The 14,235-nt window shown below is 40.4% G+C and carries 12 protein-coding genes and 10 tRNA genes; 19 read left to right on the plus strand and 3 right to left on the minus strand.

Annotation, left to right across the window (positions count from 1 at the left end):
- Positions 1 to 97 precede the first annotated feature (97 nt).
- The 14 genes from HH219_RS06075 to HH219_RS06140 all read left to right on the plus strand — a co-directional run bounded on the left by HH219_RS06075 (position 98) and on the right by HH219_RS06140 (position 5,149).
- Complete coding sequence (locus tag HH219_RS06075; protein WP_054206464.1) at positions 98 to 1,045, plus strand: ribose-phosphate pyrophosphokinase; 948 nt, start codon at positions 98 to 100, stop codon at positions 1,043 to 1,045.
- Between the two features lie 160 nt (positions 1,046 to 1,205).
- Positions 1,206 to 1,811 (plus strand): 50S ribosomal protein L25/general stress protein Ctc, encoded by a 606-nt coding sequence (locus HH219_RS06080; protein WP_054206465.1) that lies wholly within the window; start codon positions 1,206 to 1,208, stop codon positions 1,809 to 1,811.
- A 16-nt stretch (positions 1,812 to 1,827) separates the two neighbouring features.
- Entirely contained in the window at positions 1,828 to 2,412 is a 585-nt protein-coding gene (gene pth / locus HH219_RS06085; protein WP_054206466.1) for an aminoacyl-tRNA hydrolase, read from the plus strand.
- 54 nt (positions 2,413 to 2,466) lie between these two features.
- Positions 2,467 to 3,558 (plus strand): redox-regulated ATPase YchF, encoded by a 1,092-nt coding sequence (gene ychF, locus HH219_RS06090; RefSeq protein ID WP_169326929.1) that lies wholly within the window; start codon positions 2,467 to 2,469, stop codon positions 3,556 to 3,558.
- 399 nt (positions 3,559 to 3,957) lie between these two features.
- Positions 3,958 to 4,034 (plus strand) — tRNA-Met (locus HH219_RS06095).
- A gap of 64 nt (positions 4,035 to 4,098) precedes the next feature.
- Positions 4,099 to 4,183: transfer RNA gene (locus tag HH219_RS06100), tRNA-Leu, on the plus strand.
- 38 nt (positions 4,184 to 4,221) lie between these two features.
- Positions 4,222 to 4,296, plus strand: a tRNA-Gln gene (locus HH219_RS06105).
- 5 nt (positions 4,297 to 4,301) lie between these two features.
- Positions 4,302 to 4,378 (plus strand) — tRNA-Met (locus tag HH219_RS06110).
- 87 nt (positions 4,379 to 4,465) lie between these two features.
- A tRNA-Leu gene (locus HH219_RS06115) sits at positions 4,466 to 4,550 on the plus strand.
- 40 nt (positions 4,551 to 4,590) lie between these two features.
- Positions 4,591 to 4,665, plus strand: a tRNA-Gln gene (locus HH219_RS06120).
- 44 nt (positions 4,666 to 4,709) lie between these two features.
- A tRNA-Leu gene (locus tag HH219_RS06125) sits at positions 4,710 to 4,794 on the plus strand.
- A gap of 40 nt (positions 4,795 to 4,834) precedes the next feature.
- A tRNA-Gln gene (locus tag HH219_RS06130) sits at positions 4,835 to 4,909 on the plus strand.
- Positions 4,910 to 4,951: 42 nt separating this feature from the next.
- Positions 4,952 to 5,036 (plus strand) — tRNA-Leu (locus tag HH219_RS06135).
- 38 nt (positions 5,037 to 5,074) lie between these two features.
- A tRNA-Gln gene (locus tag HH219_RS06140) sits at positions 5,075 to 5,149 on the plus strand.
- Between the two features lie 23 nt (positions 5,150 to 5,172).
- Here the strand turns inward: HH219_RS06140 and HH219_RS06145 are convergent.
- A complete protein-coding gene (locus tag HH219_RS06145) occupies positions 5,173 to 6,741 on the minus strand; it encodes a bifunctional diguanylate cyclase/phosphodiesterase (RefSeq protein ID WP_169326930.1) in 1,569 nt (522 codons plus the stop codon).
- A 226-nt stretch (positions 6,742 to 6,967) separates the two neighbouring features.
- The gene (locus HH219_RS06150; RefSeq protein ID WP_169326931.1) at positions 6,968 to 8,137 is read right to left on the minus strand and encodes an FAD-dependent oxidoreductase; all 1,170 of its coding nucleotides are present in this window, start codon (positions 8,135 to 8,137) and stop codon (positions 6,968 to 6,970) included.
- 268 nt (positions 8,138 to 8,405) lie between these two features.
- Here HH219_RS06150 and miaB point away from each other — a divergent pair, with 268 nt between their 5' ends.
- The 5 genes from miaB to lnt are packed head-to-tail and all read left to right on the plus strand — an operon-like array spanning position 8,406 to position 13,902.
- Positions 8,406 to 9,851 (plus strand): tRNA (N6-isopentenyl adenosine(37)-C2)-methylthiotransferase MiaB, encoded by a 1,446-nt coding sequence (gene miaB / locus HH219_RS06155; RefSeq protein ID WP_169326932.1) that lies wholly within the window; start codon positions 8,406 to 8,408, stop codon positions 9,849 to 9,851.
- Positions 9,852 to 9,900: 49 nt separating this feature from the next.
- Positions 9,901 to 10,962: a PhoH family protein gene (locus HH219_RS06160; RefSeq protein WP_169326933.1), complete on the plus strand. Its 1,062-nt coding sequence runs from the start codon at positions 9,901 to 9,903 to the stop codon at positions 10,960 to 10,962.
- Between the two features lie 4 nt (positions 10,963 to 10,966).
- Complete coding sequence (gene ybeY / locus HH219_RS06165; RefSeq protein ID WP_054206472.1) at positions 10,967 to 11,425, plus strand: rRNA maturation RNase YbeY; 459 nt, start codon at positions 10,967 to 10,969, stop codon at positions 11,423 to 11,425.
- A gap of 22 nt (positions 11,426 to 11,447) precedes the next feature.
- Positions 11,448 to 12,332, plus strand: coding sequence for a CNNM family magnesium/cobalt transport protein CorC (gene corC / locus HH219_RS06170; RefSeq protein WP_054206473.1), 885 nt, complete (start codon positions 11,448 to 11,450; stop codon positions 12,330 to 12,332).
- Positions 12,313 to 13,902 carry an apolipoprotein N-acyltransferase gene (gene lnt, locus HH219_RS06175; RefSeq protein ID WP_169326934.1) on the plus strand — a complete coding sequence of 530 codons (1,590 nt, stop codon included), beginning with the start codon at positions 12,313 to 12,315 and terminating at the stop codon, positions 13,900 to 13,902. Before corC ends, lnt begins: the two co-directional genes overlap by 20 nt.
- 49 nt (positions 13,903 to 13,951) lie before the next feature.
- Here lnt and HH219_RS06180 read toward each other — a convergent pair whose 3' ends face one another.
- The gene (locus tag HH219_RS06180) at positions 13,952 to 14,215 is read right to left on the minus strand and encodes a hypothetical protein (protein WP_169326935.1); all 264 of its coding nucleotides are present in this window, start codon (positions 14,213 to 14,215) and stop codon (positions 13,952 to 13,954) included.
- Positions 14,216 to 14,235: the final 20 nt, after the last annotated feature.

The following is a 14,235-nucleotide window of genomic DNA, read 5'->3' on the forward strand; positions in this document are numbered from 1 at the left end:
CAATGAAGTAACGTACAAGTAAATAAAATTAAAGTTAACATGCGACGCGTTTGCATCGCTTGTTAGTCCAAAAATTCAGTGCCTGAGGAACCCTACCGTGCCTGACATGAAGCTCTTCGCTGGTAACGCAACACCTGACTTAGCTCAAAAAGTTGCAAAACGTTTATATATTGAAGTTGGCGATGCTGTTGTTGGCCGTTTTAGCGACGGTGAGATCAGTGTTCAAATTAATGAAAATGTTCGTGGCTCGGATGTTTTTATTGTGCAATCAACCTGCGCCCCTACTAACGATAACTTAATGGAGCTTATTGTTATGGTTGATGCATTACGTCGTGCATCAGCAGGTCGCATTACAGCCGTCATTCCTTATTTTGGTTATGCACGTCAAGACCGTCGTGTACGTTCTGCCCGTGTTCCAATCACAGCTAAAGTTGTTGCAGACTTCTTATCAAGTGTTGGTGTTGACCGCGTTCTTACGGTTGACTTACATGCTGAGCAAATTCAAGGTTTCTTTGATGTGCCAGTAGATAACGTATTTGGTAGCCCTGTATTACTAGAAGACATGAAAGAACGTAAGTTTGATGATGTTGTTGTTGTATCACCTGATATTGGTGGTGTAGTACGTGCTCGCGCAATTGCAAAATTATTAAACGACACAGATTTAGCTATCATCGATAAACGTCGCCCACAAGCGAACGTTTCTCAAGTAATGCATATCATTGGTGATGTTGAAGGTCGTGACTGTATTATTGTTGATGACATGATCGACACCGGTGGTACATTGTGCAAAGCTGCAGAAGCACTTAAAGAACATGGCGCAAAACGCGTGTTTGCTTATGCAACCCATCCTGTATTATCAGGACAAGCGGTAGAAAACATCCGTAATTCTGTCATTGATGAAGTCATTGTTACTGACTCAATTCCACTGTCTGCTGAATTACAAGCAATTGATAAAATCAAAGTGTTAACTCTTGCAGACATGCTAGCTGAAACAATTCGCCGTATCAGCAACGAAGAATCTATTTCAGCAATGTTTGAACACTAAACTTATTAGTTACAGACACACTGATTATAATAAAGCACCTTTAAGGTGCTTTTTTTATACCCGTTGTTTATTTTAGTTAGGGGTGGTGTTATGATAGCGCGCCTTTTGGCTAGGGACCTTGGTCGCAAAGGCCCTAACTCTTTTAATTATTGGAGACATCATGTCTAACGAAACATATACATTTAATGCAGAACTACGCACAGAAACTGGTACAGGTGCGAGCCGCCGCCTACGTCGCGAAGACAAAGTTCCTGCTATCCTTTACGGTGCAGATAAAGAAGCTACGACTCTTACTTTTGAACATAAAGATATGATCAAAGCACAAGAAAGTGAAGGTTTCTACACTCACATTCTTACTCTTGATATCGCTGGTGAAAAAGTTGAAGCTATCCTTAAAGATATTCAACGTCACCCGTTCAAGCCTAAGATCACTCACCTTGATTTCCAACGTGTAGATGCTGCTCACAAACTTCACACTAAAGTGCCTGTTCACTTTATCGGTGAAGACGTAGTAACTAAAGCTGGTAACACGGTTGTTCACCAATTAACTGAAATCGAAATCACGTGTCTTCCAAAAGCACTTCCTGAGTTCGTTGAAGTTAACGTTGCTGCTTTAGTAGCCGGTGATTCAATCCACATTTCTGACGTTAAACTTCCTGCAGGTGTTTCATCTGTTGATTTAGCGAAAGGTGCTGATCACGACCAGTCTATCGTAACTATCAAAGCTAACAAAGCTGCGCCAGTTGAAGACGAAGCTGCAGAATAATTTCTAGGTTTGCACCTTGAATTCTATTCAAATGCTTGTGGGCCTGGCTAATCCAGGCCCCGAATACGCAAACACACGCCACAATGCAGGTGCTTGGTTCATTGAGCAACTCGCTGCACGCTATAACTGCACGCTAAAACACGATCCTAAGTATCACGGCCTTACAGGTAAAGTGATCATCCAAGGTCAAGAATTCAAATTACTGATCCCCACTACTTATATGAATTTAAGTGGTAAAGCAGTCGGTAGTTTAGCCAACTTTTTCAAAATCCCCGTTGAGAGCATTTTAGTTGCTCACGATGAATTGGATCTCGATCCCGGTGTTGCCAAATTAAAAAAAGGTGGCGGACACGGTGGCCATAATGGGTTAAAAGACATTATTGCAAAGATGGCAAATCAAAAAGATTTCATGCGTTTACGAATAGGTGTAGGTCATCCTGGACATCGTGAAATGGTGACTGGTTGGGTGCTTGGAAAAGCAGCCAAAGCAGACCAAGAAAAAATGGATGCCGCAGTTGATGAAGCAGTTCGCTGTATGGAAATACTTGCAAAAGACGGTGTGTTAAAAGCACAAAACAGACTACATTCGTTTAAACCCTAGTAGCTTAGGTATTAAGTAAAACCGTTTAAACGAATCTAAACAAGGTATCTTACTATGGGTTTCAAATGTGGCATCGTCGGTTTGCCTAATGTTGGTAAATCAACACTTTTCAATGCATTAACCAAAGCGGGTATTGAAGCCGCTAACTTTCCTTTTTGTACCATTGAGCCTAATACGGGTGTGGTACCGGTGCCAGATCCTCGCCTAGACGAACTTGCAAAAATTGTAAATCCACAGCGCATCCTTACAACAAGTATGGAATTTGTGGATATTGCAGGTCTTGTAAAAGGCGCTTCAAAAGGTGAAGGTTTAGGTAACCAATTTTTAGCTAACATTCGTGAAACCGATGCTATTGGCCACGTAGTTCGCTGCTTTGAAGATGAAAACATTATTCACGTTGCAGGTACTATTGATCCTGCAGATGATATTGATGTGATCAACACCGAGTTAGTACTTGCTGATATGGATAGCGCTGATAAAGCACTTTTCCGTAATGCGAAAAAAGCCAAAGGTGGCGATAAAGACGCTAAAGAACAAAATGCCGTACTTGAAAAAGTAAAAGTACACCTTGATGAAGGCCTAACTTTACGTTCTTTAACATTAACTAAAGAAGAAAAAGCAGCTATTGCCTCAGTTAACTTCTTAACCATCAAACCAACGATGTATATTGCAAACGTTGCTGAAGATGGGTTTGAAAATAATCCATATCTTGATCGCGTTCGTGAAATTGCCGCAGCAGAAGATGCTGTCGTGGTTCCTGTATGTGCCGCAATCGAATCTGAGCTTTCTGAACTTGATGACGAAGACAAGCTTGAGTTTATGGCCGATCTAGGTCTTGATGAGCCTGGTTTGAATTTAGTGATCCGTGGTGGCTATGAACTACTGCATTTACAAACCTACTTTACTGCAGGTGTAAAAGAAGTACGTGCATGGACAATCCCTGTAGGCGCAACAGCACCACAAGCCGCAGGTAAAATTCATACTGACTTTGAGCGTGGCTTTATCCGTGCACAAACTATCGCTTTTGATGACTTTGTTGCCTTCAAGGGTGAAAGTGGTGCAAAAGAAGCAGGTAAAATGCGTCAAGAAGGTAAAGAATACATAGTTAAAGATGGCGACGTAATGAACTTCTTGTTCAACGTTTAATAATCTCTTCTTTTATTAGTATTTAAAAGGCTCATTTACGAGCCTTTTTTATTTTTAGCCCCAAAATTCTATTTAATACTTTCAATATCGATTACATCATTACACTCTTGGTCGATTAAACAAGCCCAAACGTCTATTTTATTCACCAACACAGCAAACTCTTCTATATAAGATCCAACTAAAAGATATTCTTTTCTCAACCTAGTTCCTAAAAAATGCAAAATGAACTTAATACAGCAGTCAAAAAACCATCATTTTTATTAAATTTTAGCCGCTTAGCTTATTTTTCCTGCAAACAAACAAAGATACGTGTTTTTTTGCAAAAAAGGTGTTGACGAATTTGGGTCATATCAGCATAATACGCCCCGCACTCAACGATGAAGTGCAAACAAAAAAGATGGCTAAGTAGCTCAGCTGGTTAGAGCACATCACTCATAATGATGGGGTCACAGGTTCAAATCCCGTCTTAGCCACCATTTATTTTTTGTTGCTCAATAAAGAGTTTAAAATAACTACCAAGTGTTTAATTACACAAAGTATGCGGGAGTGGCGGAATTGGTAGACGCGCTGGATTTAGGTTCCAGTAACTTAGGTTGTGAGAGTTCAAGTCTCTCCTTCCGCACCATGTTCTGATAAGAACTAAAATTATCACTTGTTTATTGTTGGGATATCGCCAAGCGGTAAGGCACCAGGTTTTGATCCTGGCATTCCCAGGTTCAAATCCTGGTATCCCAGCCAACAATGGCTAAGTAGCTCAGCTGGTTAGAGCACATCACTCATAATGATGGGGTCACAGGTTCAAATCCCGTCTTAGCCACCATTTCTTTTGAAATGGCTCTGCAAGAGTTAAATTGCGGCTCAATAAAGAGTTTAAAATAACTACCAAGTGTTTTATAACACAAAGTATGCGGGAGTGGCGGAATTGGTAGACGCGCTGGATTTAGGTTCCAGTAACTTAGGTTGTGAGAGTTCAAGTCTCTCCTTCCGCACCATGTTCTTGATAGGAACTAAAATTATCAAATAATTCTTTGTTGGGATATCGCCAAGCGGTAAGGCACCAGGTTTTGATCCTGGCATTCCCAGGTTCAAATCCTGGTATCCCAGCCAACTTTCTCTACCAAGAAAAGTTGTAAAAGAATGAAAAATAGTATGCGGGAGTGGCGGAATTGGTAGACGCGCTGGATTTAGGTTCCAGTAACTTAGGTTGTGAGAGTTCAAGTCTCTCCTTCCGCACCATGTTCTTGATAAGAACTAAAATTATCAAATAATTCTTTGTTGGGATATCGCCAAGCGGTAAGGCACCAGGTTTTGATCCTGGCATTCCCAGGTTCAAATCCTGGTATCCCAGCCAACTTCCTCTACCAAGGAAAGTTGTTAAAGAATGAATTAGTATGCGGGAGTGGCGGAATTGGTAGACGCGCTGGATTTAGGTTCCAGTAACTTAGGTTGTGAGAGTTCAAGTCTCTCCTTCCGCACCATGTTCTTACTTAGAACTAAAACTAGTAAAATTTAGAGTTGGGATATCGCCAAGCGGTAAGGCACCAGGTTTTGATCCTGGCATTCCCAGGTTCAAATCCTGGTATCCCAGCCAATTTTATATCTTCTTAGTATTACCTATCTTAAATACCGCTTTCTAAAGCAATCTATACTCAATGCTTTACTGTAGAAAAAACCTTGAACATAATCACAGTTTAACTTAATTAATGCCTGTTCAACTTTCTTTTCTTCGATACCTTCAGCAACCACATTACAATTAAGCCTACTCGCTAAAAATATTGTAGATTCAACGATTGCATATGCAGCTGGCTCATTGAGCATGTTTTTTATAAATGATTGATCTATTTTTATTTGGTCTATTGGCAATTCTCTTAATAAGACCAGTGAAGAGAAACCAGTACCGAAATCGTCCACACTGAACTTAAAACCCATCTTACTCAATTTAGACATCATTTTACGCGCAGCATTTAAATTGGTCATCATCGCGTTTTCAGTGATCTCAAAAATAATTGATTTACTCACACTTGGATCCAATTCAACTAGCATTTCAATAAAATAATAAAACTCCTCGCTTTCCAAATCTTTAGGTGACAGATTTATATGAAGAAAACCATAAAACCCGTGCGCCTTTAGCTTTTTCAACTGTTTGAACGAATTTAATACAATCCATTGAGATAAAGGTAAAATCAACCCTGTTTGTTCTGCCACAGATATCAATTTATTTGGTGGTATAAACTCCCCATTTTTTTGAGGCCAGCGTATAAGGACTTCAGCACCATGTAACTGCCCACCAAAAGCCGATAATATAGGCTGCAAGTGCAACTCAAATTCATTATCTTGCAATGCTTTTTCTATCCGTGTAGACATCTCACTTAATTCACGCGCCCTGTGTCCTAATTCCGGAAAGTAAGCAACAACTTGCTGAGCCGTCCTTTTTGCTTCATACATAGCCAAATCAGCTTGTATCAGCAGCTCATGCTGGTGTTGGCTACTATCTGGAAACCGACTCACACCAATACTCAGCATGACCGTTATTTTTTGCTCCCTGATTGAAAAAGGTAAACTGATTGCTGTATTAATAGCAGTGACACAATTGACATATTTTTTTTCTGTTCGTGAAAATAAAATAAGCGCGAATTCGTCGCCACCGATTCTATATACCTTAGCAATTCCGGATAAGTGCTGGCGCAAGCTTTGAGAGAGTAAACTTAATAGCTCATCACCGTATTGATGGCCGAACCTGTCATTTACCTGCTTAAATCCATTCAAATCTATGAAAAATAGCGTAAATGAATTATTGAGACTGATTTGCTTTTTAAGAATGCGGAAAAACTTATTTCTATTTGGTAGGCGAGTGAGGACATCATGCTCAGCTAAAAAACGTTGCTGTGCGCTTACTCTTTCTATTTTAATAATACTGCTTAAACTTAATCGAGTAACTAGTACAACAAAACCACTGCCACCAAATAAGATCAATGACACACTAGAAGCAACAAAGGTATCCACACCCTGAGTAAAGAAATAATAAATCACCCACCAATAAGCCATTATAAAAAATATAATTAACAGCAATAGTAAGCCCCACTGCGAGCTATTTGTCTTTTTATAAATCAAAAAGGTAGGCTTTAAACTCACACCTAAAAGAAAAGTACCTGCTAAAATTATGAAAATAAAAAAATTATTCACATTTACGCTTCTATAATCAGGTTGCGTGCAATTTAAAGATGATTAATGAACTCGTAAATTTCCGAACGCTTTAAAATGCAAACAAGTGGCAAAAGTTAGCAAAAAAGCTTTTTATGCTCGGGTATGAGAAGGTCAATTTTTTGTGTCTATAATAAAATGCACGAAGTGATTCGTGCATTTATAAAATTGAAGTTCAGACTAAAGCTTTCTTACCGATAACTTTAATCTAGTTCAATTGTCCACTTATTGCGTATTTTAAAAGCTGATTTTTTAAAAAGCCTGAGTCATTCGCCATTTTTAAAAATTGGCTACGTGCCCATTTTAATGGCGCAACTTGATTTGAAAAACCAAAGTAGCACGCGTCCATCATGCTCATCATGAGTAAATTTGCCTTTCTACGTGTTTGCTCATAATGCTTTAATTGTATTTTAGCTCCAACATCATTGCAGTTGTGCAGGATTTTTGCCAAGGCAACAACATCTTGAAAACCTAAATTAACCCCCTGCCCAGCTAATGGGTTTATGGTATGTGCCGCATCACCCACTAAAACAATTCGCCCGTGCGAATAGCTATTTGCATGTTGACGCGCTAACGGAAAAACAGCGTGGTCAATCACGTCAAAATCCCCAGCTAAAGGTGGAAAATGTTTAAGGATTTGTTGCTTTAGTTCGACCGCTGAAAGTTGTTGCCATTGTTTTAGTTGCTTTGCATCGTGGTAACAAATTAAATTAGCGTAAGGTGCTTGCATGGGTAGAAATGCGACGGGGCCAGAGGGTTTAAATTGCTGCCATGTTTTAACTTGCTGGGGGGCATCTAACTTTATTAAAACCCCCATACAATGCTGCCCATACTGCCAACCTGTTACACCTATACCTGCTTTTTTACGTAGTAATGATTGCCCGCCATCGGCTGCAACCACTAGATCTGCACTAAATTGCTGCTCGCCATAATGTAACGTGACGTACTGATCCGTTTCTTCAATTTTTGACAGTGGCTGGGTTATTTCAATCACCTCAATATTATGCTCAGCAAACTGTTGCCAAATGCTTGCTTGAATTAAATTATTTTCAATTAAATGACCTAAATGCGTGGTATTGATATCGTGACAATCAAACAATAAGTTATCGCCTGAACGCTCAAATGCTTCTAATTGTTGGTAAGGGGCATGACGATGCGCTTTTAAAATAGGCATTGCACCTAATTCATCTAATAAATGCTCTGAAAAGCGATTGATTGCAGAAACACGAATATCAACCCTTGTACTTGCTAAAACAGTCTCAGGGTTTATTACACGGTGCTCAATTACTCGAACCTGACACCCTTGTTTAGCAAGCTTAACAGCCGTGGCAGCACCAACCATGCCGCCGCCGACAACAATAACCTTATTTTTCATCATTTTTAAATCGCTAATTTGGCTATTTTCAGTACGTTTGATTGTATCGTATTTCTATTTACAAGTGCCAATGAGTTTACTGTTAATACATCGCAAATAAGGCTTTGTTTGATTTCAAATCACAAAGATAAAAACTATACTTGGATCTGGGCGGGTATCCAGATAAAATACGCGTCCTTTAAGTTCGCGAACAGTAAAATTTCGCATCACTTAATCCTGTTTCTAGCACATTTTTGTGCCACTACCGAATTGAAAACGAGGCTATATTTCAATGAGTAAAAAGCTGCATATTAAAACCTGGGGTTGTCAGATGAATGAATACGACTCTCAGAAAATGGCTGATCTTCTCGATGCAACTAACGGTTACCAGTTAACCGATGAAGCTAAAGACGCAGATGTAATCTTACTCAATACCTGTTCAATTCGCGAAAAAGCACAGGAAAAAGTATTTCATCAGCTTGGCCGCTGGAAATTATTAAAAGATGATAAACCTGAACTTATTATCGGCGTTGGTGGCTGTGTTGCATCGCAAGAAGGTGATTCAATTCGCCAACGTGCGCCATTTGTCGACGTTATTTTTGGCCCGCAAACTCTGCACCGCTTACCTGAAATGATCAAACAAGTGCAAGGTAACAAAGGCAGCTCAGTGGTTGATATTTCATTTCCAGAAATTGAGAAGTTTGACCGTTTACCAGAGCCAAAAGCGGATGGCCCGTCAGCGTTTGTATCTATCATGGAAGGCTGCTCTAAATACTGTACCTTTTGCGTAGTACCTTATACTCGTGGCGAAGAAGTAAGCCGCCCGCTTGATGATGTATTATTAGAAATCGCCCAATTAGCAGAACAAAACGTACGTGAAGTAAACTTACTGGGTCAAAACGTAAATGCATATCGCGGTGAAACTCACGATGGCGAAATTTGTTACTTCTCTGATTTAATTCGTTATGTTGCAGCGATTGATGGTATTGACCGTATTCGTTACACCACATCGCACCCGGTAGAATTTACACCAGATATCATTGAAGTTTATGCCGATGTACCTGAACTTGTCGATCACTTACATTTACCAGTACAAAGTGGCTCGGATCGTATTCTTAATCTAATGAAGCGTGGACATACCGCGCTTGAGTACAAATCGACAATTCGTAAATTACGTAAAATTCGTCCTAATTTAAGTATGTCATCTGACTTTATCATTGGGTTCCCTGGTGAAAGCAAAATGGATTTTGAAGCGACAATGAACCTTATCAACGATATTGGTTTTGATATGAGCTTTAGCTTTATCTACAGTGCGCGCCCAGGTACACCTGCCGCGGACTTGCCTGATGATGTATCTGAGCAAGAGAAAAAAGAACGTTTATACTTGTTACAAAACCGTATTACTCAAATGGCGCAGCAAATTAGCCGTCAAATGTTTGATACCGAACAACGTATTTTAGTGGAAGGCCCATCAAAGAAAAACCCGATGGAATTGCGTGGACGTACTGAAAATAACCGCGTTGTTAACTTTGTAGGCCCACACACGGTGATCGGCCAGTTCGTTGATGTACGTATCACAGAGGCGCTGCCTAACTCTTTACGTGGTGACCTAATTCGAACAGAATCAGAAATGAACTTGCGCCGCGATGTTGCACCTGCTGATATTTTAAGCAAAGCTGCACAACCTGAACCGCAAGTAACACCTGACGAATTAGGTGTGGCAACTTTCGTTCCTTAGGCGATATTGACGTGCCAGCCTCGCTGGCACATTAAAATAGGAAGCAATTTTGAGTAATCAATTAAAAAAATTAGAGATTTATTTAGAACCCTCCGACAACAAGCGTCTTTGTGCTTTATGTGGCCCGTTTGACGAAAATATCAAACATATTGAGCGCCGTTTAGGTGTTGAAATTACTCACCGCGACAACTACTTTAAAATCACAGGTAAAACAACCAGTGCCTTTGCAGCCATGGAAATCGTTAAAGATTTGTATGTCGAGACCCAGCCTGTACGCGGTGTTATTACTGACATTGAAGCTAACGCAGTACATCTAGCAATTAGTGAATCAAAAGCATTAGAGCAAGACGAGCTAAGTGAATATGGCAAAGAAGTTGTCATCAAAACGCGTCGTGGCGTTATAAAACCACGCAATGATAACCAAGGTCATTACGTCTCAAATATTTTTCGTCACGATATCACTTTTGGTATTGGTCCGGCAGGAACGGGGAAAACCTATTTAGCCGTAGCCGCCGCCGTTGATGCCTTAGAACGTCAAGAAATTCGCCGTATTTTACTAACCCGCCCTGCTGTTGAAGCAGGTGAGAAATTGGGGTTTTTACCGGGTGATTTAAGTCAAAAAATAGACCCATACCTGCGCCCGCTTTACGATGCACTATTTGAAATGCTTGGTTTTGAAAAAGTAGAAAAACTACTTGAGCAAAACATCATTGAAGTTGCACCACTGGCTTTTATGCGCGGTCGTACACTTAACGATGCCTTTATTATTTTAGACGAGAGCCAAAATACCACGGTTGAACAAATGAAAATGTTCTTAACTCGTATTGGTTTTAATTCAAAGGCAGTGATCACCGGCGATATCACTCAAGTAGATTTACCTCGTGGGGCACGTTCAGGACTTCGCCACGCCATTGAAGTACTTAGCGATGTAGAAGAAATAAGCTTTAACTTTTTCCAGTCCCATGATGTAGTTCGCCATCCTGTTGTTGCGCGCATAGTTGAAGCGTATGAGCGTAATGATGAAGCGGATCGCCTAAAGCGTGCAGAAAAACAGCGCGCCAAAGATTTGCTAGCAAATAAAGAGCAAGATCAACTTGCTACTAAAGAGTAATGCCGTGAACACTGAACTTGATTTACAAATAGCCTGTGAGTTTGACAACTTGCCTACCCTTGAGCAATTTGCGCTATGGGCGAATAAAGCATTAAGCCAATACCGTGATGAATCAGAACTAAGCATTGTTATTGCTGATGAAGCACAAAGCCAGCAACTCAATAATGACTACCGTGGTAAAGATAAACCAACCAATGTGTTGTCGTTTGAATTTGAAGCACCACCTGGCATAGATATACCTTTAGTCGGTGATTTAATTATTTGCCCAGCCATCGTATTGGCTGAAGCAATTGAGCAAGAAAAGACATTTCATGACCATTTTGCCCATATGGTGATCCACGGATGCTTGCATTTACTTGGATTTGACCATATAAAGGATGAAGATGCGAATGAGATGGAAAGCATAGAAAAGCAATTACTAGCTGATCTAGGCATAGCAGACCCATATCGGGACGATATTTAAATTTACGGAGCAAATAGACGCAATGAGCGACGATAACTCGCAGACTAGCCAGGGTTCTTCTGGCAAGACCTGGTTGGGTAAAATTACCCAAATGTTGCAAGGGGAACCCCAGAATAGAGAAGAGCTGGTTGAGGTAATTGCCGACGCGCAAGAACGGGATGTAATTGATCCTGAAACCAAAGAGATGATTGAAGGTGTGCTTGGCGTGTCTGAGCTTAAAGTGCGAGACATCATGATCCCGCGCTCACAAATGATCACCCTTGAAGTTGACGCTCCACTGGAAGAACTAATTCCAATGATGGTTCATTCAACACATTCACGCTTTCCGGTGGTATGTGAAGATAAAGATCATATAGAAGGTATTTTACTAGCAAAAGATTTACTGCCGTTAATTTTAAATAAAGATGATCAACTGCCATCACTGCGCGATTATTTACGCCCAGCGGTAGTTGTACCTGAAAGTAAACGTGTTGATACATTGCTTAATGAATTTCGCCAACAACGCTATCATATGGCACTTGTTATTGATGAATATGGCGGTGTATCCGGTTTAGTTACCATTGAAGATATTCTTGAACTCATCGTTGGTGAGATTGAAGATGAACATGATGAAGAAGAAGAGCAACAAGATATTCGTCAAGTTGCAAAACATGTGTTTATTGTTCAAGCGCTAACACCCGTTGATGACTTTAATGAAAAATTTAAAAGTGGCTATAGCAGTCAAGACGCCGACACAATAGGTGGTACAGTGCTACATGCCTTTGGTCATATGCCTGGACGCGGCGAAACCATTTTAATCGATGGTCTACAATTTAAAGTCACTAATGCAGATAGCCGACGCTTACTGCAATTACAAGTGACCGTACCAAAGGCTGATGACAGCGATAGTGAAGACAATACTGACTAATTGCCTAAACTTAGCAAAAGATAAAAAAGCATGGCTCGCATTATTTGCGGGCCTCTTTTTAACGCTAAGCTATGCTCCTTTTGAGATTTGGCCCCTCACCTTTGCCTGCATAGCAGTAGCAATCCATAGTACACATACATCAAAAAACCAATATGGTAAATTAGCCAGCAAACATGCCGCTAAATATGGGTTTATATTCGGCCTTGGCTGGTTTGGTGCAGGAATAAGCTGGGTGCATGTATCTATCGCCACCTTTGGCGGAATGCCATTAGTAGCCTCATTGCTATTGATGGTGCTGTTATGCGCTTATTTAGCTATCTATCCGGCACTTGCCTTTGCGCTCTCTGCACGCTTTGCCAGTGGGCCTAATAGCTACGGTTTATTACTTATTAGCACCTTTGCTATAACTGAGTACCTACGTGGTGTAGTACTTACAGGTTTTCCTTGGTTAAGTTTTGGCTATACCCAAACCGACAGCCCACTTAATTATTTAGCCCCTATAGTTGGTGAGTTTGGCTTAACATTAATATGTATAACCATTGGTTTTTCGCTGTATCGCTTAATCTTTGATAAAGAAATAAAAACCACGTTGATCAGCACTGCGATCATTGGACTTATCAGCGTTATAGGTGTTGTAGGCCATGATAATAAATACAGTGATAAAACGATTAATACACTGCTCGTACAAGGTAATATCAAACAAAACCTACGTTTTGAACCCAGTGAATTTTGGGCCACCATGAGCAAATATCAAGACATGACTCGGCCAAATTGGAATACTGATTTAATCGTTTGGCCAGAGGCCGCAGTCCCCGAAATAGAAGCCCTCGCTGATAGTTTTTTAGCGGGTCTTGATAGTGCTGCATCCTTTAATAATACAGCGCTCATAACGGGTATTGTTGACTATCAGCGCCATACTCGCGCTATTTTCAATACTCTTATAGTACTTGGTAATAAAGAGCGTGATGATGAGCATGGCCATTATCAATACCTAGGCAATAACCGCTATCAAAAGCATCAATTACTCCCTATTGGTGAATTCGTACCGTTTGAAGAGATATTGCGCCCTATCGCACCATTATTTGATTTACCCATGTCATCATTCACTCGCGGCGATGAAGTGCAAAATAACCTACGTGCTAACGGTTTAAATATCCTGCCAGCCATTTGCTACGAGATAGCCTTTGCCAATTTAGTCCGAGGTAATTATCGCAATGACTCTGATATTTTATTTACCGTCAGCAATGATGCATGGTTTGGTGCCTCACACGGACCCCACCAGCATATGCAAATAGCACGAATGCGTGCCCTTGAGTTACAACGCCCACTTATTCGTGTTACTAACAACGGTATCAGCGGCGTGTACGATCCTATTAGTAACACTCAATTAAACATGCCACAGTTTAAAGCTGACGTACTTAAAGCTGAAATTAAATTAATCGAAGGCGACAGTATTTATAGTCAATATGGTAATTTGCCAGTGTGGATTGCAGTGGTATTGATGGGGGTTGGTGGGTGCCTGCTAATGTTCAGTAAAGCCTACTCTGAAACCAAGCCTTCTAACAATTAAAAAATAGCATCACCTAAAGATGATGCTATTAACAATCAAAAGTTTATTATTATTGTTGTGTTTGACCAATTGCATTGCAATACAAAGTACCTGAATACATATCAAAACTAGGGCGTAATCTTACCTCAGTAACATCACTGTACTGTGCTCTTAAGCTGCTCTCTGCACGCGCACATACTTCATTGTGATCTGCAGGAGTGCTTGCAGATGCCTGAACCGACACAGTACGCCACCAACCAGTAGAGGTTGCAGCTATTGAGCTTACAGAGATAAAACCAAGTGCCAATGTCATTACTATAATTTTATTTTTCATTTTCGTTCCTTTGAGTTACA

Source organism: Pseudoalteromonas sp. NEC-BIFX-2020_015, from assembly GCF_012952265.1.
In the GTDB taxonomy this organism is placed as follows: Bacteria; Pseudomonadota; Gammaproteobacteria; order Enterobacterales; family Alteromonadaceae; genus Pseudoalteromonas; species Pseudoalteromonas neustonica.

Coding starts and splice junctions, on each gene's coding strand:
- corC (WP_054206473.1), top strand. CDS start 11,448: ATGAGCGACGATAACTCGCAGACTAGCCAGGGTTCTTCTGGCAAGACC.
- HH219_RS06080 (WP_054206465.1), top strand. CDS start 1,206: ATGTCTAACGAAACATATACATTTAATGCAGAACTACGCACAGAAACT.
- HH219_RS06180 (WP_169326935.1), bottom strand. CDS start 14,215: ATGAAAAATAAAATTATAGTAATGACATTGGCACTTGGTTTTATCTCT.
- miaB (WP_169326932.1), top strand. CDS start 8,406: ATGAGTAAAAAGCTGCATATTAAAACCTGGGGTTGTCAGATGAATGAA.
- HH219_RS06150 (WP_169326931.1), bottom strand. CDS start 8,137: ATGATGAAAAATAAGGTTATTGTTGTCGGCGGCGGCATGGTTGGTGCT.
- ychF (WP_169326929.1), top strand. CDS start 2,467: ATGGGTTTCAAATGTGGCATCGTCGGTTTGCCTAATGTTGGTAAATCA.